Origin of the sequence: Streptomyces sp. NPDC005576 (assembly GCF_042871745.1) — a bacterium.
Lineage (GTDB): Bacteria > Actinomycetota > Actinomycetes > Streptomycetales > Streptomycetaceae > Streptomyces.
In genome coordinates, this window is record NZ_JBIAJC010000011.1 from 61,362 (window position 1) to 83,875 (window position 22,514).

The following is a 22,514-nucleotide window of genomic DNA, read 5'->3' on the forward strand; positions in this document are numbered from 1 at the left end:
CGGTTAGTGTTTCTGCCCCAGGACCCGGTCGACAAGAGGACGCAGAGGCAGTGGACATCCCGGCACAGACGGCGCCCCACCAGCTCCAGGGGTGGCCGGCGAACGAGTTCGAAGAAGTGCTCAGCGCCTCGCTGGGGGTCCCCGGCGCGGGCGGCCGGCTCGTCGAGGTGCTCGGCCGCAGCCAGGTCTGGGTTCCGCTGCCGGCCGGGGGCAGTCCCGCCAGCGCCGATCTCGACCTGCCGACCATCGAACTCGACGGTGCCGCCTTCGTCCCCGTCTTCAGCTCCGAGGCACAGTTCCTCAGCTGCGTCGGCACCCACCTCTCCTTCGCCGTCGCGCCCGCCCGCGAGTTCGCGCGCGGACTGCCCCCGCAGGTGGGCATCGCGGTCAACCCGGGCGGTGCGGTGGGGCTTCCGCTGCCGCCCGCCGCCGTCGCCGAACTCTGTCGTGCCGGGAACACCCCGCTGGACGGGCCGGCCGGCGGCGGCCGGGTGCGGCTCTGGGAGCCGGACTGGAAGGAGGAGCCGGTCGACTTCCTCGCCGCCGTGTCCGCGGAGTTCCAGCGGACCGGTGTGGTCGCCACCGCCCGGCGGGCGCTGGCCAGCATCGAGGGCGGCGACCCCGTCCTCTTCATCGGTGTCCAGTTCTCGGCGTGGGACGAGGCGACGCAGAGCGCCCCCATGGACGCGCTGGGCCGCGCGCTCGGCCACGTGCAGGTGCCGTGGCCCGTCAACCTGGTCCTGCTCGACATGGCACAGGACCCGGTCGGCGACTGGATGGTGGAGAAGGTCCGGCCCTTCTTCCAGTGAGTCCGGCGCTTCTTCCGGTGAGTACGGCCCTTCTCCGGGTGACCGGCCGCACCCGCGGCGTCCGGGCCGGCCGCCGGCCGGGGTGGTGCGGGGCCGCCGTGTCCGGCATGTCGGACGGTGGCGTCAAGTCGGTGTCAGTAAGGGCGCATAAGCTGGTTTGATGGCGAGGCCGCTCCCGCACGCCCGGGGGCGGCGCGCGACACGGTGAATCGACGAGGGGCGGGACCCAGGGTGAGTGCGTCGGGCACGGCAGCGGCCGGGCAGGTCGAACACATGCTGCGCCAGGTGACCCCCGGGCGCTTCGACGCGTACGAGGAGCTGCTGAGGGCACTCTCGGACGGCCAGGTCTGGATGCTGCTCTGGCACGGCACGGCCGGCTCCCCGGATGCCCAGTACGGCAACATCCGGGTGGACGGCCTCGGTTACGCCCCGTGCGTCACCTCCGCCCAGGAGCTCGCGGCCAGTGGCTGGAACCGCGCCCACGAGGTGACCACCGGTCGGGAGATCGCCCGCTCGCTCTTCCCCGACCACTGGGGGATCTGGCTCAACCCGCACACCCCCGGGGGCGGCGTCGGCATCCCCTGGCTCGATCTGCGCCGGATCGCCAACGGTCTCGACCGGCTGCCCGCCGGCCCCCTCACCCTCTCCGAACCGGCCATCGAGATCCCGCAGTTCTACGCGCTGCTGTCGCAGAACGCGCACCGCACCCCGGCGATCCGCTCGCTGCGCCGTGCCTGGGTGCAGCCGGCGCTCGGCGCCCCGTACCTCGCCATCGGGCTCGACCTCTACGACACGGGACGGGTCGCCGTGGAGTCGGCCCGCGCGATGATGGGGCAGACGATCGGCGCGGTCCCGGAGGGGCTCCCCGTCTCGACGGTCGCGATGTCCGACGACTACGACCCGGTCGCGATGTGGCTGCGGGCCAACTCCCGTCCGTTCTACGACCGGGAGGCGCACGCGCAGCCCGTCGTGCCGCCACCGGCCGCCCCCGGTTACGGCTACCCGCCCGCGTACTGACGGGTACACCCTCCCCGGCCCGCTCCCCGGCGTGGTCGCGCCGTCGCGGTCCACGCGTTTCGGGAACCGCCGCCGCGAGGGAAGTGACCTGCGTGTTTCGGCCATCTCCGGCCGTCTTCCGGGCCCTTGACGCACCGTGTGCGGTGTCCGAGAGCAGCGCTCATGAGGCTTTCACGCCTTTTTCGCCGACGGACGGTGAAGCGTGCCGTCTGAGGGGTACATCGCCCCCATGCGCACCATGCCCTGCTCTGGCCACTTCCGCCGTCCAAAAGGGCATAGGCGCCCATCTGTCAGCATGCGGATTTCAACTGTGTTGCGTCCGGGGGTCGTTCGCGGGCGTCCGGATAACGGATCGACCACGTCGGATCACGGTTAGGCATCCATTCGCCGTCAAGTCTGGCAACAGATCACGACGGGGATGAAGACTCCCGCTCCAAGGGGCGATCCGTCCCGCGTCACCACGGACGAGAACCGCCGCCACCGCGGCAAGTGTGTGCCGGCCACCGCCGGTTGAGAGGGGTCCACGCCACGATGACGGCACCACTGCACGAGCCGACAACGGAAGCGGCCCCCCCGGCGGGATTCGAGGCGGGCGTGGCGCCCGGGAAGGCGGTGCAGGGCCGTTCCCTCGGCCGCATCGCCTGGGAGCGGCTGAAGCGCGACAAGGTGGCCCTCGGCGGCGGCATCGTGGTGCTGTTGCTGGTCGTCGTCGCCCTGCTGGCGCCCGTGATCACCCACCTGGTCGGCCAGTCCCCGTACGACCACCACGAAGAGCTGATCGACCCGCTGTTCTCCACGCCCACCGGCTCCTACGGGGCGATGAGCGGGAAGCACTGGTTCGGCGTGGAGCCGGTCAACGGCCGGGACATCTTCGCCCGCATCGTCTACGGCGCCCGGGTCTCGCTGCTCGTGGGCTTCCTCTCCGCCGTCGTCGCCATCGTGCTCGGCACGGTGCTCGGTGTGCTGGCGGGCTTCTTCGGTGGCTGGCTGGACGCGCTCATCAGCCGCGTGATGGACATGCTGCTCTCGTTCCCGCAGCTGCTCTTCATCATCGCCCTGGTCTCCGTGATGCCCAACAAGCTCCTGGGGCTGGAGGGCTCCGGTGTCCGGCTCGCCGTGATGGTCCTGGTCATCGGGTTCTTCGGCTGGCCGTACGTCGGCCGCGTGGTGCGCGGCCAGACCCTGTCCCTCCGGGAGCGGGAGTACGTGGACGCGGCGCGCAGCCTGGGCGCCGGACGGTTCTACATCCTCTTCAAGGAGCTGCTGCCCAACCTGGTGGCGCCGATCATCGTCTACACCACGATGATGATCCCCACCAACATCCTGACCGAGGCGGCTCTGAGCTTCCTGGGCGTCGGCGTGAAGCCGCCCTCCGCCTCCTGGGGCCAGATGCTGTCGGCCGCTCTGAGCTACTACGAGTCGGACCCGATGTACATGATCATTCCGGGCGTGGCGATCTTCATCACCGTCCTCTCCTTCAACCTCTTCGGCGACGGCGTGCGTGACGCGCTCGACCCGAAGGGTTCTCGCTGACTGCCGTACCACGGAGCCCGTGCGCCGCACGGGCCGATCTACACACGGAGGAATCCGAATCGTGACGACTCGACGGAACACACGGCGCAAGCAGGCCGTGGCAGCTGCTGCCGTGGTCGCGGCACTGCTCTCCACGGCGGCCTGTGGCGGCGGGGGCGACGACGGCAAGGGCAAGGGCGGTGGCGGCTCCGCGTCCGCGGCCGGTTTCGACGCGGCGAACAACAAGGTCGCCAACCCCTCGACGAAGGCGGGCGGCGAGCTGAAGTTCGCCGGTGTCCAGGACACCGACTCCTGGGACACCACGCGCGCTTACTACGGCTTCGTGTGGGACTTCATGCGCTACTACAGCCGTCAGCTGGTGACCAGCAAGACGGCCCCGGGCGCCGGCGGCACCGAGCTGACCCCGGACCTCGCCACCGACCGCGCGAAGATCACGGACGACGGCAAGACCTACACGTACACCCTGCGCGACGGGGTCTCGTGGGAGGACGGAAAGCCGATCACCTCGCAGGACGTCAAGTACGGCATCGAGCGCCAGTGGGCTCAGGACGTGCTGGCGGGCGGCCCCGTCTACCTGCGCGACATCCTCGACCCCAAGGGTGAGTACAAGGGTCCCTACAAGGACACCTCCCCCGACAAGCTCGGCCTGAAGGCCATCGACACCCCGGACGCGAAGACGATCGTCTTCCATCTGCCCGCCGCCAACAGCGACTTCGAGGCGATCCTCGCGCTGACCTCGTCCTCGCCGGTCCGGCAGGACAAGGACACCAAGTCGAAGTACGGCCTCAGGCCCTTCTCCTCGGGCCCGTACAAGTTCCAGTCGTACACGCCCAACAAGTCCACCGTGCTGGTCCGCAACGAGAACTGGAAGCAGTCCTCCGACCCGGTCCGCAAGCCGCTCCCGGACAAGATCTCGCTGACCCTGTTCTCCAACGCGGACGACATGGACAACAAGCTGCTCAGCGGCGAGTACGACCTCGACGTCAACCAGACGGGTCTCTCCCCGCAGGGCCGCACCAAGGCGCTCAAGGAGTACAAGGCGAACCTGGACAACCCGGTCTCCGGCTACATCCGTTACGCCGCCTTCCCGCAGAACGTCGCGCCGTTCGACAACATCCACTGCCGCAAGGCCGTGCTCTACGGAGCCGACCACAAGTCGCTCCAGACCGCCCGTGGCGGCCCGGTGGCCGGCGGCGACATCGGCACCAACATGCTGCCCCCGTCGGTGCCCGGCTCCGAGGGCCAGAAGTACGACCCGTACAACTTCACCGCCAACGACGGCGCGGCGGACACCGCCAAGGCGAAGGAAGAGCTGGCCGCCTGCGGCAAGCCGAACGGGTTCTCCACCACCATCGCGGTCCGCAACAACAAGCCCGTCGAGGTGGCCACCGCGGAGTCGCTCCAGGCGTCCCTCGCCAAGATCGGCGTCAAGGTCGACATCGACCAGTACGACGGTGCCCAGTACTCGGGCATCATCGGCAACCCGACCGTGGTGAAGAAGAAGGGCTACGGCATCATCATCATGGGCTGGGGCCCCGACTTCCCCTCGGTCCAGGGCTACGGCCAGCCCCTCTGGGACAGCAGCTACATCCTGGAGAGCGGCAACAACAACTTCGCCATGATCAATGACAAGGCGATCGACGCGAACTTCGACAAGTACGCCGTCGAGCTCGACGACGCCAAGAAGGTCGCCCTCTCCACCGCGCTCAACCACCAGGTGATGGAGGGCGCTTACTACCTGCCCTTCGTCTTCGAGAAGTTCATCAACTTCCGCTCCTCGCGCCTGACGAACGTCTACACCACCGACGCGTACAGCGGTGAGTACGACTTCATCAGCCTGGGCGTCAAGAAGTAATCATTCCCCCGGCACACCCGCCGAACGGCACGAAAGGCAGGTGAAGGCCGGAGCGGTTCGGCCGCGGGCCACCGGACGACCTCCGGTGGCCCGCGGCCCCCGCCGGGCCGAGAGCAGTGCTCACATACCTCATCAGGCGGCTGCTGGCCGCCGCAGTGATGCTGATCGTCATCATCGTGGTGGTCTTCAGCATCTTCTTCCTCATCCCCAAGTGGACGGGCGTCGACCCGGCCACGATGTACGTGGGCAAGACGTCGGACGCCGCAGCCGTCGAAGGCATCCGGCAGAAGCTCCACCTGGCCGAGCCGATCTACCTCCAGGTCTGGGAGTTCTTCAAGGGCATCTTCGTCGGGCGCACCTACTCCGGCGGCGGCGACGTCACCGAGTGTGCCGCGCCCTGCTTCGGTTACTCCTTCCGCAACGAGCAGGCCATCTGGCCGGTCATCACCGACCGCCTTCCGGTGACGCTCTCCCTCGCCATCGGTGCCGCGGTGCTCTGGCTGCTGGCCGGCGTCTCGGCCGGTGTGCTCTCGGCGCTCAAGCGCGGTTCGTTCTGGGACCGTTCGGCCATGATCGTCGCCCTCTCGGGCGTCTCGCTGCCGATCTTCTTCACCGCCATGCTGTCGCTGGGCATCTTCGACTACGGCCTGGGGTGGATCCACTCCGGTTTCGTCCCGCTGGAGGACGGCCTCGGCGGCTGGTTCCAGGGGCTGTTGCTGCCCTGGATCACCCTCGCCTTCCTCTACGCGGCGATGTACGCCCGCATCACCCGGGCCACCATGCTCGAAGTGATGGGCGAGGACTACATCCGCACCGCCCGCGCCAAGGGGCTGAGCGAACCGGTGGTCATCGGCAAGCACGCCATGCGCTCCACCATGACGCCCATCCTCACCATGCTCGGCATGGACCTCGGCGCCCTCGTCGGCGGCGCGATCCTCACCGAGACCGCCTTCAGCCTGCCCGGTCTCGGCCAGGCCGTGCTCAAGGCGATCAACGAGCGGGACCTCCCGGTGATCCTCGGCGTCACCCTCATCACCTCTCTCGCGGTGATCGTCGCCAACCTCCTCGTGGATGTCCTGTACGCCGTGATCGACCCCCGAGTGAGGCTGTCATGACCGAGCTGAGCAAGAGCGGGACGGCCGCGCCGGAGGCAGCCGCCCCCGCCTCGCCCGCCCCCCGCGCCTTCCTCGACGTCCGCGACCTGAAGGTGCACTTCCCGACCGACGACGGCCTGGTCAAGTCCGTGGACGGGCTGAGCTTCACGCTGGAGAAGGGCAAGACCCTCGGCATCGTCGGCGAGTCCGGCTCCGGCAAGTCCGTCACCTCGCTCGGCATCATGGGCCTGCACACCGCCGGTCAGTACGGCAAGCGCAGGGCGCAGCTGTCCGGCGAGATCTGGCTGGACGGCACCGAGCTGCTCTCCAGCGACCCGGACGAGGTCCGCAAGCTGCGCGGCCGCAACATGGCGATGATCTTCCAGGACCCGCTCTCCGCGCTGCACCCGTACTTCACCATCGGCAAGCAGATCGTGGAGGCGTACCGGGTCCACCACGACGTGGACAAGAAGACGGCCCGCAAGCGTGCCGTCGACATGCTCGACCGGGTCGGCATCCCGCAGCCGGACAAGCGGGTGGACAGCTACCCGCACGAGTTCTCCGGCGGGATGCGCCAGCGCGCCATGATCGCGATGTCGCTGGTCAACAACCCCGAACTGCTGATCGCGGACGAGCCGACGACCGCCCTGGACGTCACCGTCCAGGCGCAGATCCTCGACCTGATCCGGGACCTGCAGAAGGAGTTCGGCTCCGCCGTCATCGTCATCACGCACGACCTCGGCGTCGTCGCCGAGCTCGCCGACGACATCCTCGTGATGTACGGCGGGCGCTGCGTGGAACGCGGACCGGCCGAGAAGGTCTTCTACGAGCCGCGCCACCCCTACACCTGGGGGTTGCTGGGCTCGATGCCGCGCCTGGACCGCGAGCAGACCGACCGACTGATCCCGGTCAAGGGCTCCCCGCCCTCGCTGATCAACCTGCCGTCCGGGTGCGCCTTCAACCCGCGCTGTCCCTACGCGGACCTACCCAAGGACAACGTCACCCGTACCGTGCGGCCCGAGCTGCTGGAGGTGGAGAGCCGGCACTGGGCGGCCTGCCACCTCCCCGCGGAGCAGCGGGAGCGCATCTGGACCGAAGAGATTGCGCCCAAGCTGTGAGCGACGACGAAGCAGTGACGAGCCGGCCGCACGAGCCGGAACCGACGGCCCCCCGCGGGACGGCAGCGACGGCCGGGACCGCACCGGTGCCCGCGCCCCGCTCCGGGAAGGGCGTCGCCCAGGGCGAGGTGCTGCTCCGGGTCAAGGGGCTGGAGAAGCACTTCCCGATCAAGAAGGGCCTGTTCCAGCGCACCAGCGGCGCCGTACGGGCCGTCGACGGGATCGACTTCGAGGTCCGGGCCGGGGAAACCCTGGGCGTCGTCGGCGAGTCCGGCTGCGGCAAGTCGACCATGGGACGGCTGATCACCCGGCTGCTGGAGCCCACCGCCGGCACCGTCGAGTTCGAGGGCACCGACATCACGCACCTCGGGGTCGGCCGCATGCGGCCGTTCCGCCGTGACATGCAGATGATCTTCCAGGACCCGTACTCCTCGCTGAACCCGCGCCACACCATCGGCACGATCGTCAGCGCTCCCTTCAAGCTCCAGGGCGTCACCCCCGACGGGGGTGTCAAGAAGGAGGTGCAGCGGCTGCTGGAGGTGGTCGGCCTCAACCCCGAGCACTACAACCGGTATCCGCACGAGTTCTCCGGTGGCCAGCGCCAGCGCATCGGCATCGCCCGTGCGCTCGCGCTCAACCCGAAGCTGGTCGTGGCCGACGAGCCCGTCTCCGCGCTGGACGTCTCCATCCAGGCTCAGGTGGTGAACCTGCTCGACGACCTCCAGGACGAGCTGGGTCTCACGTACGTGATCATCGCCCATGACCTGTCGGTGGTCCGGCACGTCTCGGACCGGATCGCGGTGATGTACCTCGGCAAGATCGTGGAGCTCGCCGACCGCGAGTCGCTCTACAAGGCGCCGATGCACCCGTACACCAAGGCGCTCCTCTCCGCCGTGCCGATCCCGGACCCCCGGCGCCGGAACGCCAAGAGCGAGCGCATCCTGCTCACCGGTGACGTCCCCTCGCCGATCTCGCCGCCGAGCGGCTGCCGCTTCCACACCCGGTGTTGGAAGGCCACGGAGGTCTGCGTCACGCAGGAGCCGCCGCTGATCGCGCTGCGGACCGGTCACCAAGTGGCCTGCCACCACCCGGAGAACGCGCCGGACCAGGCTCCGGGCGAGACCGTACTGCCCCTGGCGCGTGAGGCGATCGTGGCCGCCACGCCGAAGGAGCCGGAGCAGCCGGCCGAGCCGGAGCCGGCGGCCCCGGAAGCTCCCGGGGCGCCCGCCGGGGCCGCCGGGGACGCCGGTGCTCCTGAGGCACCCGGGGCTGCCGGGGACGCCGGTGCCCCTGAGGCCCCCAGGGACACGGGGGACGGCGCGAAGGCGTAGCACCGGCACAATTGCCCGGTGCTCACCGAACTGTTCACGCCCTCCGTCCAGCACGCGCTCGATGTCGTCGGGATCTTCTTCTTCGCGATCTCCGGCGCTCTGCTCGCCGTACGCAAGAACTTCGATGTCTTCGGCATCGCGGTCCTCGCCGAGGTGACCGCGCTGGGCGGAGGGCTTCTCCGTGACGTGATCATCGGAGCGGTACCGCCGGCCGCCTTCACCGACCTCGGCTACTTCCTGACCCCGCTGATCGCGGCCGGCCTCGTCTTCTTCCTCCATCCGCACGTCGAACGCATCCAGGTCGGCGTCAACGTCTTCGACGCCGCCGGGCTCGGCCTGTTCTGTGTGAGCGGCACGGTCAAGGCGTACGACTACGGGCTCGGACTGACCTCCTCCGTCGCGCTCGGCCTCGCCACGGCGGTCGGCGGCGGTGTGCTGCGGGACGTGCTGGCCAACGAGGTGCCCTCGCTGCTGCGCTGGGACCGGGACCTGTACGCGGTGCCCGCGATCGTCGGCGCCTCCATGGCCGCGCTCTGCATCCAGTTCGACATCCTGAACGGCTGGACCAGTGCCTTCGCGGTCGTCACGGGGTTCGTCCTGCGGCTGCTGGCGATGCGCTTCCACTGGCGGGCGCCGCGCGCGTACAACCGCCGTTCGGCCCGGGGGGAGGAGGGGGCGGCGGCCACCTGAAGGTGCGGCGCGCACCACGCCCGCGCCGCCGTGCCCCAGCCTCGCGCGCACCATAAGCTACCGCTCAGTAAGTCCTCGGTGTAGCGTGCACGGCATGGCACAGGCAGCAGCGCACCCGGCACCGACCGGGCAGACGACCTCGGGACCGGCGACCCTCGCGCGGGCGGCCATCGGGGAGAGCGAGTTCGACCGGGACACCGCGGTCGTCCGGCGCGAGGAAGGCGTCTACGACGCGGAACTCTCCGCGGGGTGGACCATCATCCGCGCGGTCAACGGCGGTTATCTGCTGGCCCTCCTCGGCCGCGCCCTCGGTGACGCGCTGCCGCACCCCGACCCGTTCTCCGTCACCGCGCACTACCTCACCGCCTCCGTACCCGGCCCCGCCGTCATCCGTACCGAGGTGGTCCGCGCCGGACGCACCCTCTCCACCGGGCAGGCGACCCTCTACCAGCGGGCCGAGGACGGCAGCGAGGTCGCCCGCATCCGGGTGCTCGCCACCTACGGCGACCTCGACGCCCTCACCGACGAGGTCCGCACCACCGCCCTCCCGCCGTCGATCCCGCCGCTCGACCAGTGCCTCGGGGCGGAGGCGGGCAGCGACGTGATCCCCGGCAGCATCGCCATCACCGAGCGGCTCGACATCCGGCTCGACCCCGCGACGGTCGGCTGGGCCCTCGGCAAGCCGTCCGGCAAGGGCGAGATGCGCGGCTGGTTCGGCTTGGCGGACGGCCGCGACCCGGACCCGCTCTCGGTTCTGCTCGCCGTCGACGCGCTGCCGCCGACCGCGTTCGAGCTCGGCCTCAAGGGGTGGACCCCCACCGTCGAACTCACCACCCACATCCGCTGCCGCCCGGCCCCCGGCCCGCTGCGCGTCGCCATCACCACCCGCAACCTCGCGGGCGGCCTCATGGAGGAGGACGCCGAGGTCTGGGACAGCGCGGACCGCCTCGTCGCCCAGTCCCGCCAGCTCGCCCAGACCCCGCGGAGCTGATCGCGAGGGCCGCCGGGCCGATCGCGGGGCCCGCGGGGCCGACCGTGCGCCGTGGAGCCGATTCCGCCGAGCCCGCCCCGCAGCGTGGACCCGACCCGTCCGGCGGACCGCCGGACGGGTTCTGTGCTGTCCGGGCCTCCTCCGGCCGGGCCACGCCCGGGGCAGCGGCGGTCACCGGTACGGCTCCTGACGTGCCGTTTGCCCTCGGGGACTCCCGGGTACCCGGACTCAGCGCCGAGCGGCGGTGCAGCGACGCCGCACCCCAGGAGGCAATGCCCATGAGTCACAGCGACGGAACGCGTCTCGGGACCATCACCACCAAGGTCCCGGCCCGCCTCGACCGACTGCCCTGGTCACGATGGCACTGGATGATCGTGATCGGCCTCGGAACCGTCTGGATCCTGGACGGTCTGGAAGTGACCGTCGTCGGGAACATCGCCAGCCGTCTGTCCGAGGACGGCAGCGGACTGCCGATCTCCGACTCCCAGGTCACCGGCCTCGCGGCGGCCCTCTACGTCGCCGGAGCGTGTGTGGGCGCCCTCTTCTTCGGCTGGCTCACCGACCGCTTCGGCCGGAAGAAGCTCTTCCTGATCACGCTTGCGGTCTACCTCGTCGCCACCGCGATGACCGCGCTCTCCTTCTCCGTCTGGTGGTTCTTCCTCTTCCGCTTCTTCACCGGCTTCGGCATCGGCGGCGAGTACGCGGCCATCAACTCCGCCATCGACGAACTGATCCCGAGCAAGTACCGGGGCCGCGTCGACCTGATCATCAACGGCAGCTACTGGCTGGGCGCGATGGGCGGCGCGCTGCTCTCCGTCCTCGCGCTCAACACCGACATCTTCCCCAAGGACATCGGCTGGCGGCTCACCTTCGCCCTCGGTGTGGTCCTCGGCCTGGTCATTCTGCTGGTGCGGCGGCACGTGCCCGAGAGCCCCCGGTGGATGTTCATCCACGGGCGCTCCGAAGGTGCCGAACAGCTCGTCGACGGCGTGGAGAAGGAGATCGAGCAGGAGAAGGGCCGACCGCTCCCCGAGGCGGAGACCGCGATCACCATCGAGCAGCGGCACAGCGTCGGCTTCGTGGAGATCGCCCGTACCCTCTTCCGCGACTACCCGAAGCGGGCGACGCTCGGCTTCGCGCTCTTCATCGGCCAGGCGTTCCTGTACAACGCCATCACCTTCGGGTTCGGCTCGATCCTGGTGAAGTTCTTCGACGTCTCCAGCGGAACGACCGGGTACTTCTTCGCCGTCATCGCCTTCGGCAACTTCCTCGGCCCGCTGCTGCTCGGCCGGCTCTTCGACACCTGGGGCCGCCGCCCGATGATCGCCGGCACCTACATCCTCTCCGGCCTGCTGCTCTTCGGTACCGCAGCGCTGTTCGGCGCCGGGGTGCTCACCGCCACCACCATGACCGCCTGCTGGTGCGTGGTGCTGTTCTTCGCCTCGGCCGGGGCGAGCTCGGCCTACCTGACGGTCAGCGAGATCTTCCCGATGGAGACCCGGGCGATGGCGATCGCCTTCTTCTACGCCATCGGTACGGCCGCCGGCGGCATCTCCGGCCCGCTGATCTTCTCCGGGCTCACCGCGAGCGGGGTCGTGGGCGACGCCGTCATCGCGTTCTGCATCGGAGCCGCGCTGATGGTGATCGCGGGGATCGTCGCGGTCTTCTTCGCGGTCCCCGCCGAGCAGAAGTCCCTGGAGGACATCGCCACCCCGCTCTCCGCGCGGAAGGCGGAGCAGGCATGAGGGGGTGAGGAGGCTGCCGGGAAGAGGACTGGCCCCACGAGCCAGTACCTCGCCCGGCGGCCCGCCGCACGGTGTCTGACTACGGTGAGGCCGGGGCGGACGTCTCCCAGGCGGCCATCTGCTTCCGGAACTTGGTACAGCTGACGATGTCCTCCTCACCGCACTGCAGGGCGTGGACCAGGAGTTGGTGGGCGTGGTCGAGGTCGATCATCCGCTGCTCGACCTCGGCGATCTTGGCGCGGATCATCGCCCGCCTGCGCGGTTGGTCCTCCTGGAACTCGCCGATCTCCGCCAGAGTCAGCCCCGCCTGCTGACACTTGCGCAGCACCACGATCCGCTGCGCGGCCTCCGGGGGGTAGCGCCGCTGCCCGCTCTGGCGCCCGGGCTCGGGCAGCAGTCCCTGGCGCTCCCAGAAGCGGATGGCCGACGCCGGCACCCCGGTGATCTCCGCGAGCTGTCCGATGGTCATGCGCACGTGACCGCTCCTGCCGTTCCCGCTCGGGCCGGCCGTCGGCCGCTTGACTTGAACCTGAGTTTAAGTTGAAGAGTGGGACGTGCAAGCACGGCGGCGATCGAGAGCCGTCGGCAGCGGACTTCGGAGGTGCCGAATGGCAACCACACAGGTGGCGAACGAGCGGGCGCACGAGCTGGTCGCGGCGGCGGAGGTGCTCTTCACGGCGGGGGTGATGTCCCACTCGGGGCATGCCAACCTCAGCGCCCGGCTCGACGCGGAGAGCTTCCTGCTGACGCCGGGATTCGTTCGCGGGCTCCGCCCGGCCGACCTCGCGGCCGTCAGCCTCGACGGGCGGGTCCTGGAAGGGGAACTACGGTCGGTCAGCGCTGAGATCATCGCCATGCACAGCGCCGTCTACCGCGCCCGTCCGCACGTGGGCGCCGTCATCCACACCCACTCGCCCTCCGCGACGGCCTTCGCCGTCGCCCACCGACCTCTGCCGTGCCGGACCGAGCCGATGCTGCGCTTCGGACAGCCCGAGAAAGTCCCGGTGGTGCCGTGGGGGCCGCGCGGGTCCGACGTATCCGTCCGGGGCATCGTCGAGGTCCTGGAGCGGCATCCCACGACTTCGGCGGCCCTGCTGGCCAACCACGGACTGATCGTGTTCGGCCCGGACTCGGCGGCGACCGCCCACCTGGTGGTGGCCATCGAGGAGAGCGCCGAGGCGGAGATCGCGGCGGCGTCGATCGGCGGCGCCGTGGATTTCCCCGAGGGCGCCCTGGCCGCCGTACGCGTCTCGATCGCCAGGGTCGCGTCATGACCGGCGACGCGAGGACAGTCGCGGCGACGAGCGAGGACGCGACGACCGACGACGCCTTCGCCCGGCGCACGGAGGCCGTGCGCGCCCGCTACCGATCCACCCTCGGAGACGTTCCGGGTGGCGTGCAGGACCGGCTGCGCCTGGCGCGGGACTCCGGCCGGCTCCCCACCGAGGAGGCGCTCGCGGCGCTGCGGCACATTGTGCTGACCGACAGTCCGCTGGGCGCTCGCGTGCAGCAGCTCGTCCACTACGGGCAACTCCTGTCCCTCGGCCGGGAACACCCCGCCAGGATTCACGCCCGGGGTGCGCTCCACGCGGGCGCCACCGTCGCCGACCTCATCGGAGTCGCCGAGACAGCCCTCATCACCTCGGGCGTCCCGGCGTACGCCTTGGGAACGGAGATCGTCATCGACCTCCTGGCAACCACCGCCCTCCGACCTCCGTGCTGACGCGGCCGGACAGCCCCTGGGGGGTCCGCACAGCCGGCGGAAGCGCGAGATCGAGGCCGGGCGAGGCGCTGGCTACGACGATGTGATCGGCCGCCCCTCACCGCGAGCCTGGACGTGTGCCCGGAGACCGGCCGGGCCCGGCTCCTCTACCGCCGGGCCGACGAGATCGTCGAGCGGTACGGGGCCGGCGGGACCGGTTCGTACGGGGCGCGGGGTGCCGGGGCGGCGGGGATGCGGGCGGTGCGGGGGTCAGAACCGTCGGGCCTTCCCCCGTGCGAAGGCGGCCGATCTCCAGGCCGACCTGCCGGCCATCCCCTCGACGCCGGAGAGCCGCGGATGGTGCGCTTCCTTCTCACGGTCGCCGTAGAGCATCGTGACGTTGATGCGCAGGTTCTCGTAGCCCGGCCGGAAGCGGACGGCGTCCGAGGCGTGGAAGAGGTCGGAGTTGAAGATCACCGCCCGGTTCTGCCGGTAGGGGATCGTCATGCTGCGGGCCCGGGTGCGTCGCAGGAACGGGCGGATCACGTCCTGGCGGCCGTTGTAGGTCTCGAACCCCCAGGACAGGGGGGCGTCGACGTCGTGCACCACCAGGCCGCCCGAGTGCGCGTCGGCGTTCGCGTCGTCCGGGGTGACCCAGAAGTTGACGTTGACGGCGGCGAAGTCCGCGTGCGTGGTGACCTCGGCCGGTACGTGGGGTCCGCACTTGAAGCCCCACATCTGCCGCAGCGGGTAACGGTCGCCGATGAGCCGGGGCAGGGCGTCCCTCAGTTCCTCGGCGATCTGCATGAGCAGGGGGGAGACGAACCCGTCCTGCATGAGTGCGCCCAGCCGGCCGTGGGCGTACCGGTTGCCGGACCACACCGTCGACTCCAGGCAGAACCGGTACAGCTCGCCCAGCGCCTCCTCCGTGAGGAAGTCGTCCACATACACCACACCGGGGGCGTTCGCCAGGTACCGCTCCTCCACCGTCACCGGATCCCAGCCGGGGGACAGGGCGCGCGCCACGCGTGGAGTGTCGCGTACGTGCAGCAGCCGGTTGTAGGTGTCGGCGACGGACCGCTCCGCATCGGTGTCCAGGGGCTCCCGGGCATCGGGGCCCCGGGCCGCCAGTCGGTCGTGCACGGCCCGGTAGGCGTCGATGATCCGGCCGTACTCGGAGCCCAGCACGCCCAGACGCCGGAGGTGGTGCAGCTGGTCGATGTCGTGCCGCAGCTTCGGGACGCTCAGCGGAACGGCCGAGCGTCCGGCCGGATCGGAGGAAGGCCCCCAGCGCAGCAGGGCGGAGAGCGAGGCGCAGCCCTCGGCGAGCGGGAAGTCGTGGTGTTCCAGGGCGGCGTCGAGCGCGTCCGGCATCCACGCCAGGTCGTCCGCCTCCGCGCGCACCCCGTCGCGGAGCAGCGGCAGTGCCTCGTCCCGGCGCTCCGCGGCGACGAGCAGGAGGGCCAACGCGCGTCGCGCCGAACGGTCCTGGGGGTCGGCCCGCAGGGCTTCGCGGAGAACGCCCGCCTCCTCGTCCGCCCGGCCCGCGCGGACGGTGGCCCTCGCGCGGGCGACCACCGGCCCGGCACTCCACGGCGTGCCCACGCGGATCACCCGAGCCGGAAGGCGTCGCGTGCCTGGAGCTCCACCGCGTAGCGGGCCAGGCCGTTGAGGGTCACCGCGGCGTACGGAGGCACGAAGTGAGGGCTGAACGCCAGGTCCTCGTCCTCCTGCTGGGCCTTGATGTAGGTGGTCCAGGTGATGTTCGTGACGAACGGGGTGGTGCCCCGCGCCTCCATGCCGACGTTCTCCCGGTCCGCCTCCGTGCCCCCGTCCCTCCCTTCGCAGATCGTCTGCGCGACGTGGAGGTTGACGAAGTAGTGCAGCAGCTCGTCGGTGAGCCCGGCGATACCCGTTGCCGCCACACACCCTTCCAGCAGGGCGGCCACCACGTCCTGGCCCCCGTGGCTGACCGTCGCCTCGCAGAAGGAGTTGAGGAAGTGCTCCCTGGTGGGCACCTCGTCCGCGTGATGGTGCACGTACGCCTGGAACCAGCGCAGCAGCGCCGGACTGGCGAACACCGAGTAGATGAGCCGGTCGGCGAGGTCCGTCCGCTCCCGGGCCACGGGCGGGCCCCCCAAGTACTCCACCAGGATCTGGGTCGGACCGGTGATGAACTGCTCGCGCAGGAGGAAGTCGGTCTCCATGGCCTGGAAGAGCGCGTCGATACGGCGCACCGTCGCGGCACGGGACATCACGGTGGATCGGCGGGTGCTCTGGATGCTCTGGGTGCTCTGTGTACTCACGGGTCTTCCTTCGGGTGCGTCCATGCGCACCGGGCGGACCGGCGCGTGCTGAGCCACGCCCAGTTAAGGGCGAAGCCGCCGCGGAACGCTGAGCGGCGCGCCCCCGCCCGAGTGGCGCGGCCCGGGTTCACACCTTTGGCTGGTGGAGGCGCAGCCGGGCCCTCCACCGCCCCGGCTGCGCCTCGCGTGTCACCGGCCCGACGTCGTTCGACCGGGGCGCGATCACGGCCGCCGGTCGCCACGGGGCGAGGTGCGGCGAATCCTTCACCGGGTCGTCCGCCTTTCGGCGGAGTACGGTCACGAGGGAGCCCGACTCCGCCTTCTCGCGCCGAGGTTGGTGGCCCTCGCCTGCCTCGCGTGCCGCGTCCACCCGTCCCTCGGAGCCCGTCCGGTGCTGGCGGAGCCCGCAATTGCCGACGACAGTGATCTACCAGGGCTGACATGATGTCCGCCATGGGCAGAGTGGTGACCGCGAGGGAAGACCTCGCGTCCCGCCGTCGGTACGCGGCTCTCCGTCGGGAGTCCTTCGACGGTGGTGATCTCGTATCGGTGTGCCTGCGGCAGTTGTGGTTCACGCGGTGCTCGTTCCATGGTGCTGACCTGCGTCACGCCACCCTGGACGGCTGTTGCTTCACCCTGTGCGATCTTCGCGGGGCCAACCTGAGCGGCGCCTCCCTGCGAGGGGTCTCCTTCGCGGGCTGCGATCTGACGGGCGCCGATCTTCGGGCGGCGGACCTGACCGGCGCGCGAATGGGGCAGGTCCTCACCGGCACCCCGCCTCATGGACTGACCAAGACCGCCGGCATCAGGCTGGACAACGCAGTCCTCCGCGACCTGCAGCTCGACCAGGTCATCGGCTGGCCCCTCACCGGGTGACCGGCCGACGAGCCGAGGTGGGCGTAGCCGCCTCGACCCGGCCTTGATCCGCCGGGCGCGGCACTAGTCCAGCCAGTGGCGGCGTCCCAGCGTGATCAGGCGCAGGCGCCTGCGAGCCGTGCGGACGACCTCCTCCTCGGTGCCGGGCTCCGTGTCCAGCAGGGTGGATGCGGTGATCACCATGTGGTCGACGTGGAGCCCGCCCAGCATCAGCAGGTCCTCCCGGCTCCACCCCGCCGACTCCGCCTCCCCGCCCAGCGCGTCGGCCACCTCCCGGGCGAACAGCGCGAGTTGGGCCGCGATGGCCGCGCGCACCGGGGCCACCCCGCCGTGCTGTTCCCGGGCGATGAAACGGAAGTGCGCGGGCATCGCCGCCACATGGTCGGCGATGACCGCGATGCTCCGCTCCACCCGCTCCTCGCTCTCCCCGGTCTCGGTGAGCACCGCGCCGATCATCCCGTGCAGGCTCCCGAGCGTCTGGTCGACCAGGGCCACGCCGAGCGCCGCCGTGTCCTCGAAGTGGCGGTAGAAGGCCGTGGGTGCCACTCCCGCCGCCCGGGTCACCTCCCGCAGGCCGAGACCGCTCAGGCTCTGGTGCTCCAAGAGCTGGAGGGCCGCGTCCAACAGGGCCTGACGCGTCCTCAACTTCTGTGCCTGGCGGGCTCCGGTGGTGTGACTCATGCCATTCAGTAAACAACTGTTCTCCGGACCGAGGAAGGGGGGCCGGGTTTAGACTGGGTGGTCAGTGAACAGTCGTACTCTCACGGGGCCCGGTGATCGCCGGCCGCACCCAGGGGCGCGCCCGAGGCGTGCCGCTCCCGACGACCAGAAAGGCCGCTCATGCTCGCCCTCGTCGCCGCACTGCTCCTGTTCGGCATCCTGCTCGGGCCGGTCGCGCACCTTCCGGTCGCGGTGACCCTGGTGGCCGCCACCGCGATCGGCTGCTGGCTGATCGGCTTCGCGGTCCGCGAGCGCCGGTCCCACTGAGCCGGTCCCGCGCAGACGCGCAGACCCCCTCGCGCACCAGCGGACCACCTCGCAGACATCCGCCTTCCGACCGAAGGAGCTCCCGCCATGGCCCTCTCCTCGCTCGTCGCCCCGGTCTTCGGGCCCCGCCGCTCCGAAACCCGCGACGCCCGGCCCGCCGCGGCCGAGTCCCCGGCCGCCCCGGCCGACCGCGCGGCCACCCGGGCGGGTACCCGTGATGCCGACAGCCTCGCCGTCGCCTCGTTCGTCCTCGGTCTGCTGGGCCTGCTCGCCTTCAACCTGGTGCTCGGCCCCACCGCCGTCGTCATGGCGCTGATCGCTCTCGCCCGGTCCACCGAACGGCGCGGGAGGGCCTTCCTGGGGCTCGCGCTGGGCGTCGCCGACCTCGTCGTCCTCGCCTTGGTGGTCACCGCCCACGGGGTGGTCGCCTGGGGCTCGTAGAATCGGACGCACCATGGCTTACCTCGACCACGCCGCGACCACGCCGATGCTTCCGGAGGCGATCGCGGCGATGACCGCGCAGCTCGCCGCGACCGGCAACGCGTCCTCCCTGCACGCAGCCGGGCGCCGGGCCCGCCGTACCGTCGAGGAGTCCAGGGAGACCCTCGCCGACGCCCTCGGCGCCCGCCCCAGCGAGGTGGTCTTCACCTCGGGGGGCACCGAGGCCGACAACCTCGCCGTCAAGGGGCTGTACTGGGCCCGCCGGGACGGCGAGCCCCGGCGCACCCGGGTGCTGGCCGGGCCGGTCGAGCACCACGCGGTGCTGGACGCGGTCGACTGGCTCGCCGAGCACGAGGGTGCGACCGTCGAGTACCTCCCCGTCGACCGCTACGGCCGGGTGCACCCCGAAGCGCTGCGCGAGGCGATCCTCCGGGACCCCGACGACGTCGCGATGATCACGGTGATGTGGGCGAACAACGAGATCGGCACCGTCATGCCGGTGCGGGAACTCACCGCGGTGGCAGCTGAGTTCGGCATCCCGATGCACGCAGACGCGGTGCAGGCATTCGGGCAGCTGGAGGTCGGGTTCGCCGACTCCGGGCTCGCCGCCATGACGGTCAGCGCGCACAAGATCGGCGGGCCGTTCGGCATCGGCGCCCTGCTGCTGGGCCGCGCCCACACCCCCGTACCCGTCCTGCACGGCGGTGGGCAGGAGCGGCACGTGCGGTCCGGCACCCTCGACGTCCCCGCCGTCGCCGCCTTCGCGGTCGCCGGTGACCACGCCGCCCGTCACCGTGCGGAGTTCGCCCGCCGCGTCGGGGGGCTCCGCGACGACCTGGTCGAGGCCGTGCTGAGGGCCGTCCCGGACGCCGTGCTCGGGGGCGACCCCGCTCCCGGTGGCCGGCTCCCGGCCAACGCCCACTTCAGCTTCCCCGGCTGCGAGGGTGACTCCCTCCTGCTGCTGCTGGACGCCCAGGGCATCGAATGCTCCACCGGCTCCGCCTGCACCGCCGGGATCGCCCAGCCCAGTCACGTGCTGCTGGCCACCGGCACCGATCCCGACCTGGCGCGGGGCACCCTGCGCTTCTCCCTCGGCCACACCTCGACCGCCGGGGACGTGGCCGCCGTGGCCGGCGCGATCGGCCCCGCCGTCGAACGCGCCCGTACCGCCGGACTCAGCTGAGGCACCGGCGGCCGTCAGGCCGGTCGGGCCGGTCGGGCCGAGGCCGCCCGGCGTATCAGCTCCATGTACCGGTCCCAGTCCCAGTGCGGCCCGGGGTCGGTGTGGTCCGTCCCCGGCACCTCCACGTGTCCGATGACGTGCTCCCGGTCGACGGGGATGCCGTACCTCCCGCAGACCGAGGCCGTCAGCCGGGCGGAGGAGGCGTACATCGCGGCGGTGAAGTCCTTGGGGCGGTCGACGAACCCCTCGTGCTCGATGCCCACGCTCCGCTCGTTGTACGAGCGGTTGCCCGCGTGGTACGCCACGTCCAGCTCCCGGATCATCTGCGTCACCGACCCGTCCCGGCCCACCACGTAGTGCGCGGCGGCCCGGTGCGCCGGGTCCTGGAAGACCCGTACCGCGCTCGCCAGGCTGCCCTGGGTGACGTGCACGACCACCCGGTCTATCCGGTAGTCGTCGGGGCGGTCCGCGCGACGCCAGTTCGCCTCGGAGGCCGCCGTCCAGAGCGCGCCGGCGTAGTCCAGCTCACCGGGGGTGCGCGGCTGCTCCACACCCGGCACCCGCCACCACGCGTGCTTCAGCTCGTCCCGCGTCAGAGCGGCGGCCGTGACCGCCGCGGCCATGGCCGAGCCGCCGATCAGCAGGGTGCGACGGCTCACACCGTCCGCCGTCCCGTCCGGGCCGGACCGGCTGCCTCCCGTGGTTCCCATGACAGCTGCAACGCATATCCGCGGGCGATCGGTTCCCGGCGCCCCGTACTCTGGACGGGCTATGACTCAGACTTCCCAGCGCCCCCTCCGTGTGCTCGCCGCCATGTCCGGCGGAGTCGACTCCGCCGTCGCCGCCGCGCGCGCCGCCGAGGCGGGGCACGACGTGACCGGTGTGCACCTCGCCCTCTCCGCGAACCCGCAGTCGTTCCGCACCGGAGCGCGCGGCTGTTGCACCATCGAGGACTCCCGCGACGCCCGCCGGGCGGCGGACGTCATCGGCATCCCGTTCTACGTGTGGGACCTGGCGGAACGCTTCCGTGAGGACGTCGTGGAGGACTTCGTCGCGGAGTACGAGGCCGGCCGCACGCCCAACCCCTGCCTGCGCTGCAACGAGAAGATCAAGTTCGCGGCGCTGCTCGACAAGGCGCTCGCCCTGGGCTTCGACGCCGTGTGCACCGGCCACTACGCCACCGTCGTGCTGAACGACGACGGCAGCCGTGAGCTGCACCGCGCCTCGGACATGGCCAAGGACCAGAGCTACGTCCTCGGGGTGCTGGACGAGAAGCAGCTCGCGCACGCGATGTTCCCGCTCGGCGACACCCTCACCACCAAGGAAGAGATCCGCGCCGAGGCCGAGGCGCGCGGACTGGCCGTCGCCAAGAAGCCCGACAGCCACGACATCTGCTTCATCGCGGACGGCGACACCCAGGGCTTCCTGGCGAGCCGGCTCGGCGGCAAGGCCGAGGGGGACATCGTCGACGAGTCGGGCGCCAAACTCGGCACCCACGACGGCGCCTTCGGCTTCACCATCGGCCAGCGCAAGGGGCTGCGCATCGGTCATCCGGCCGCCGACGGGAAGCCGCGCTACGTCCTGGACATCTCCCCGGTGAACAACACCGTCACGGTCGGCCCGGTGGAGGCCCTCGACGTCACGGCCCTCACTGCGATCAAGCCGCGCTGGTGCGGCACCGCCCCGGCCGGCCCCGGCACGTACACCGCTCAGCTGCGCGCCCACGGCGGCGAGAGCGAGGTGACCGCGGAGCTGATCGACGGCACCCTGCACGTCTCCTTCGCCGAGCCGGTGCGCGGGATCGCCCCCGGCCAGGCGGTCGTCCTCTACGACGGCACCCGGGTCGTCGGGTCGGCCACCATCGCGGCCACCGTCCGGCGCGAGACGGCCCCGACCGCCTCCTGAGGCACCGCAACCCGCCACCCGCGCCCGGCGAACAGCGGCCCGCCACCCCGACGGAGCCCCGCGGCCGACCCCCGTCCGGCCGCGGGGCTCCGTCACGCCTGGTGGACGAGCCCGCGCCGGGCGAAGAAGTCCGTCAGGACCGGGGCGAGCACCTGCGGGGAGAGCTCCCTCGTCTGGCCGCTGAGGGTCCGGTGCCGGGCGTCGGGGATCGCGAGCGCCAGGGCGAGCGCCGTCTCCCGCACCTGGCCCGCGCTGAATCCGCCGCTGACGATCAGTGTGCGGGCGGTCACCGCCCCGAACCGCTCCAGCGGGGGCGCCCCGTCCCCGAGCAGCGCGTCGTCGTACTCCAGCGTGGGCGCCAGCGCCTCCAGCCCCGCCCACAGGGGTGCCCGACGCATCCGCGCCACCGTCTCCGGCGGCACACCCGTCCGCGCCAGGAACAGCTCCACGGCCCCGCCCCGGTCGCCGGCCGTCAGCCGCTCGCGCAGCTCCGCCGTGCACCGCGCCTTGTAGCGCAGCCCTTCCTCGCCCGGGGTGTAGGGCGGTTCGAAGACCGCCAGCACCTCCATGGGCACGCCCGCCGCCTGTGCCTCCAGCGCCAGCGCCCCGCCCGACGACATGCCGAACACCGCCACCGGCCCGTCCGCGGCACCGATGACCGCCGCGAGATCCTCGATCTCACGCTCCGGCGCGTACGGACCACCGGGTCCACCGCCGCTGGCGCCCCGGCCCCGGCGGTCGTACGTCACGACGGTGAAGCGGCGCGCGAGCAGCACGGCGAGCGGGCCCTCGGTCGCGGCGGTGCTCAGCGCGCCCCCGACCAGCACCACCGTCGCCCCGTCGCCCTGTCGGAGGTAGGCGATCGGGGTGCCGTCCAGCGAGAGAATCCTGTCCATGGGAGGGCAGACCCCCGGCACCCGGGGAACTCATC

The 22,514-nt window shown here is 71.3% G+C and carries 23 protein-coding genes; 17 read left to right on the forward strand and 6 right to left on the reverse strand.

All coding sequences use genetic code 11. From position 1 onward, the window contains the following. Positions 1-50: 50 nt before the first annotated feature. The 10 genes from ACFYPN_RS20715 (at position 51) to ACFYPN_RS20760 (ending at position 12,183) form a co-directional block, all read left to right on the forward strand. Positions 51-809, forward strand: coding sequence for an enhanced serine sensitivity protein SseB (locus ACFYPN_RS20715; protein ID WP_389299958.1), 759 nt, complete (start codon positions 51-53; stop codon positions 807-809). A gap of 231 nt (positions 810-1,040) precedes the next feature. After that, the gene (locus tag ACFYPN_RS20720; RefSeq protein WP_389299960.1) at positions 1,041-1,826 is read left to right on the forward strand and encodes an enhanced serine sensitivity protein SseB C-terminal domain-containing protein; all 786 of its coding nucleotides are present in this window, start codon (positions 1,041-1,043) and stop codon (positions 1,824-1,826) included. Positions 1,827-2,357: 531 nt separating this feature from the next. Continuing rightward, positions 2,358-3,359, forward strand: a complete 1,002-nt coding sequence (locus ACFYPN_RS20725; protein WP_358762749.1) for an ABC transporter permease — start codon at positions 2,358-2,360, stop codon at positions 3,357-3,359. Positions 3,360-3,417: 58 nt separating this feature from the next. After that, positions 3,418-5,214: an ABC transporter substrate-binding protein gene (locus ACFYPN_RS20730; RefSeq protein ID WP_358762831.1), complete on the forward strand. Its 1,797-nt coding sequence runs from the start codon at positions 3,418-3,420 to the stop codon at positions 5,212-5,214. A 116-nt stretch (positions 5,215-5,330) separates the two neighbouring features. After that, complete coding sequence (locus ACFYPN_RS20735) at positions 5,331-6,329, forward strand: ABC transporter permease (RefSeq protein WP_358762751.1); 999 nt, start codon at positions 5,331-5,333, stop codon at positions 6,327-6,329. Continuing rightward, positions 6,326-7,426, forward strand: coding sequence for an ABC transporter ATP-binding protein (locus ACFYPN_RS20740; RefSeq protein WP_358762753.1), 1,101 nt, complete (start codon positions 6,326-6,328; stop codon positions 7,424-7,426). The genes ACFYPN_RS20735 and ACFYPN_RS20740 overlap by 4 nt, the downstream gene beginning before the upstream one ends. Before the next feature lie 86 nt (positions 7,427-7,512). Next, positions 7,513-8,757: a dipeptide ABC transporter ATP-binding protein gene (locus ACFYPN_RS20745; protein WP_358762755.1), complete on the forward strand. Its 1,245-nt coding sequence runs from the start codon at positions 7,513-7,515 to the stop codon at positions 8,755-8,757. 18 nt (positions 8,758-8,775) lie between these two features. Next, a complete protein-coding gene (locus ACFYPN_RS20750; RefSeq protein WP_358762757.1) occupies positions 8,776-9,447 on the forward strand; it encodes a trimeric intracellular cation channel family protein in 672 nt (223 codons plus the stop codon). Between the two features lie 94 nt (positions 9,448-9,541). Beyond that, on the forward strand, positions 9,542-10,438 hold the full coding sequence (locus tag ACFYPN_RS20755; RefSeq protein WP_358762759.1) for a thioesterase family protein: 897 nt from the start codon (positions 9,542-9,544) through the stop codon (positions 10,436-10,438). Between the two features lie 278 nt (positions 10,439-10,716). Further along, on the forward strand, positions 10,717-12,183 hold the full coding sequence (locus ACFYPN_RS20760) for an MFS transporter (protein WP_389299967.1): 1,467 nt from the start codon (positions 10,717-10,719) through the stop codon (positions 12,181-12,183). A gap of 79 nt (positions 12,184-12,262) precedes the next feature. Here the strand turns inward: ACFYPN_RS20760 and ACFYPN_RS20765 are convergent, their stop codons facing one another. Then, the gene (locus ACFYPN_RS20765; RefSeq protein WP_358762763.1) at positions 12,263-12,652 is read right to left on the reverse strand and encodes a MerR family transcriptional regulator; all 390 of its coding nucleotides are present in this window, start codon (positions 12,650-12,652) and stop codon (positions 12,263-12,265) included. Positions 12,653-12,791: 139 nt separating this feature from the next. On the opposite strand from ACFYPN_RS20765, the gene ACFYPN_RS20770 reads away from it, so the two are divergent. Continuing rightward, positions 12,792-13,457 carry a class II aldolase/adducin family protein gene (locus tag ACFYPN_RS20770; RefSeq protein ID WP_358762765.1) on the forward strand — a complete coding sequence of 222 codons (666 nt, stop codon included), beginning with the start codon at positions 12,792-12,794 and terminating at the stop codon, positions 13,455-13,457. After that, positions 13,454-13,906: a carboxymuconolactone decarboxylase family protein gene (locus tag ACFYPN_RS20775; protein WP_389299969.1), complete on the forward strand. Its 453-nt coding sequence runs from the start codon at positions 13,454-13,456 to the stop codon at positions 13,904-13,906. Before ACFYPN_RS20770 ends, ACFYPN_RS20775 begins: the two co-directional genes overlap by 4 nt. A 249-nt stretch (positions 13,907-14,155) precedes the next feature. Here the strand turns inward: ACFYPN_RS20775 and ACFYPN_RS20780 are convergent, their stop codons facing one another. Together ACFYPN_RS20780 and ACFYPN_RS20785 are read right to left on the reverse strand one after the other, a co-directional pair. Next, positions 14,156-15,490, reverse strand: coding sequence for a hypothetical protein (locus ACFYPN_RS20780; protein ID WP_389299971.1), 1,335 nt, complete (start codon positions 15,488-15,490; stop codon positions 14,156-14,158). Between the two features lie 5 nt (positions 15,491-15,495). Then, positions 15,496-16,191 carry a hypothetical protein gene (locus tag ACFYPN_RS20785; protein WP_389299973.1) on the reverse strand — a complete coding sequence of 232 codons (696 nt, stop codon included), beginning with the start codon at positions 16,189-16,191 and terminating at the stop codon, positions 15,496-15,498. A gap of 453 nt (positions 16,192-16,644) precedes the next feature. Here ACFYPN_RS20785 and ACFYPN_RS20790 point away from each other — a divergent pair, with 453 nt between their 5' ends. Further along, on the forward strand, positions 16,645-17,067 hold the full coding sequence (locus tag ACFYPN_RS20790; RefSeq protein ID WP_389299975.1) for a pentapeptide repeat-containing protein: 423 nt from the start codon (positions 16,645-16,647) through the stop codon (positions 17,065-17,067). 63 nt (positions 17,068-17,130) lie between these two features. On the opposite strand, the gene ACFYPN_RS20795 is transcribed toward ACFYPN_RS20790, so the two are convergent. Next, positions 17,131-17,748, reverse strand: coding sequence for a TetR family transcriptional regulator (locus ACFYPN_RS20795; protein ID WP_358762774.1), 618 nt, complete (start codon positions 17,746-17,748; stop codon positions 17,131-17,133). A 159-nt stretch (positions 17,749-17,907) separates the two neighbouring features. On the opposite strand from ACFYPN_RS20795, the gene ACFYPN_RS20800 reads away from it, so the two are divergent. From ACFYPN_RS20800 to ACFYPN_RS20810, 3 genes are all read left to right on the forward strand, one after another. Further along, positions 17,908-18,054 (forward strand): hypothetical protein, encoded by a 147-nt coding sequence (locus ACFYPN_RS20800; protein ID WP_358762776.1) that lies wholly within the window; start codon positions 17,908-17,910, stop codon positions 18,052-18,054. 87 nt (positions 18,055-18,141) lie between these two features. Then, positions 18,142-18,495: a DUF4190 domain-containing protein gene (locus ACFYPN_RS20805; RefSeq protein WP_358762778.1), complete on the forward strand. Its 354-nt coding sequence runs from the start codon at positions 18,142-18,144 to the stop codon at positions 18,493-18,495. A 13-nt stretch (positions 18,496-18,508) separates the two neighbouring features. Beyond that, entirely contained in the window at positions 18,509-19,678 is a 1,170-nt protein-coding gene (locus tag ACFYPN_RS20810; protein WP_358762779.1) for a cysteine desulfurase family protein, read from the forward strand. A 14-nt stretch (positions 19,679-19,692) separates the two neighbouring features. On the opposite strand, the gene ACFYPN_RS20815 is transcribed toward ACFYPN_RS20810, so the two are convergent. Next, a complete protein-coding gene (locus tag ACFYPN_RS20815; RefSeq protein WP_358762781.1) occupies positions 19,693-20,388 on the reverse strand; it encodes a peptidoglycan recognition family protein in 696 nt (231 codons plus the stop codon). A 61-nt stretch (positions 20,389-20,449) separates the two neighbouring features. On the opposite strand from ACFYPN_RS20815, the gene mnmA reads away from it, so the two are divergent. Next, positions 20,450-21,583, forward strand: a complete 1,134-nt coding sequence (gene mnmA, locus ACFYPN_RS20820; protein WP_358762783.1) for a tRNA 2-thiouridine(34) synthase MnmA — start codon at positions 20,450-20,452, stop codon at positions 21,581-21,583. A gap of 92 nt (positions 21,584-21,675) precedes the next feature. On the opposite strand, the gene ACFYPN_RS20825 is transcribed toward mnmA, so the two are convergent. After that, the gene (locus tag ACFYPN_RS20825; protein ID WP_389299978.1) at positions 21,676-22,479 is read right to left on the reverse strand and encodes an alpha/beta fold hydrolase; all 804 of its coding nucleotides are present in this window, start codon (positions 22,477-22,479) and stop codon (positions 21,676-21,678) included. Positions 22,480-22,514: the final 35 nt, after the last annotated feature.

Coding starts and splice junctions, on each gene's coding strand:
- ACFYPN_RS20810 (WP_358762779.1), top strand. CDS start 18,509: ATGGCTTACCTCGACCACGCCGCGACCACGCCGATGCTTCCGGAGGCG.
- ACFYPN_RS20765 (WP_358762763.1), bottom strand. CDS start 12,652: ATGACCATCGGACAGCTCGCGGAGATCACCGGGGTGCCGGCGTCGGCC.
- ACFYPN_RS20815 (WP_358762781.1), bottom strand. CDS start 20,388: ATGGGAACCACGGGAGGCAGCCGGTCCGGCCCGGACGGGACGGCGGAC.
- ACFYPN_RS20825 (WP_389299978.1), bottom strand. CDS start 22,479: ATGGACAGGATTCTCTCGCTGGACGGCACCCCGATCGCCTACCTCCGA.
- ACFYPN_RS20755 (WP_358762759.1), top strand. CDS start 9,542: ATGGCACAGGCAGCAGCGCACCCGGCACCGACCGGGCAGACGACCTCG.
- ACFYPN_RS20805 (WP_358762778.1), top strand. CDS start 18,142: ATGGCCCTCTCCTCGCTCGTCGCCCCGGTCTTCGGGCCCCGCCGCTCC.
- ACFYPN_RS20740 (WP_358762753.1), top strand. CDS start 6,326: ATGACCGAGCTGAGCAAGAGCGGGACGGCCGCGCCGGAGGCAGCCGCC.
- ACFYPN_RS20800 (WP_358762776.1), top strand. CDS start 17,908: ATGCTCGCCCTCGTCGCCGCACTGCTCCTGTTCGGCATCCTGCTCGGG.
- ACFYPN_RS20770 (WP_358762765.1), top strand. CDS start 12,792: ATGGCAACCACACAGGTGGCGAACGAGCGGGCGCACGAGCTGGTCGCG.
- ACFYPN_RS20725 (WP_358762749.1), top strand. CDS start 2,358: ATGACGGCACCACTGCACGAGCCGACAACGGAAGCGGCCCCCCCGGCG.
- ACFYPN_RS20760 (WP_389299967.1), top strand. CDS start 10,717: ATGAGTCACAGCGACGGAACGCGTCTCGGGACCATCACCACCAAGGTC.
- ACFYPN_RS20775 (WP_389299969.1), top strand. CDS start 13,454: ATGACCGGCGACGCGAGGACAGTCGCGGCGACGAGCGAGGACGCGACG.
- ACFYPN_RS20795 (WP_358762774.1), bottom strand. CDS start 17,748: ATGAGTCACACCACCGGAGCCCGCCAGGCACAGAAGTTGAGGACGCGT.
- mnmA (WP_358762783.1), top strand. CDS start 20,450: ATGACTCAGACTTCCCAGCGCCCCCTCCGTGTGCTCGCCGCCATGTCC.
- ACFYPN_RS20790 (WP_389299975.1), top strand. CDS start 16,645: ATGGGCAGAGTGGTGACCGCGAGGGAAGACCTCGCGTCCCGCCGTCGG.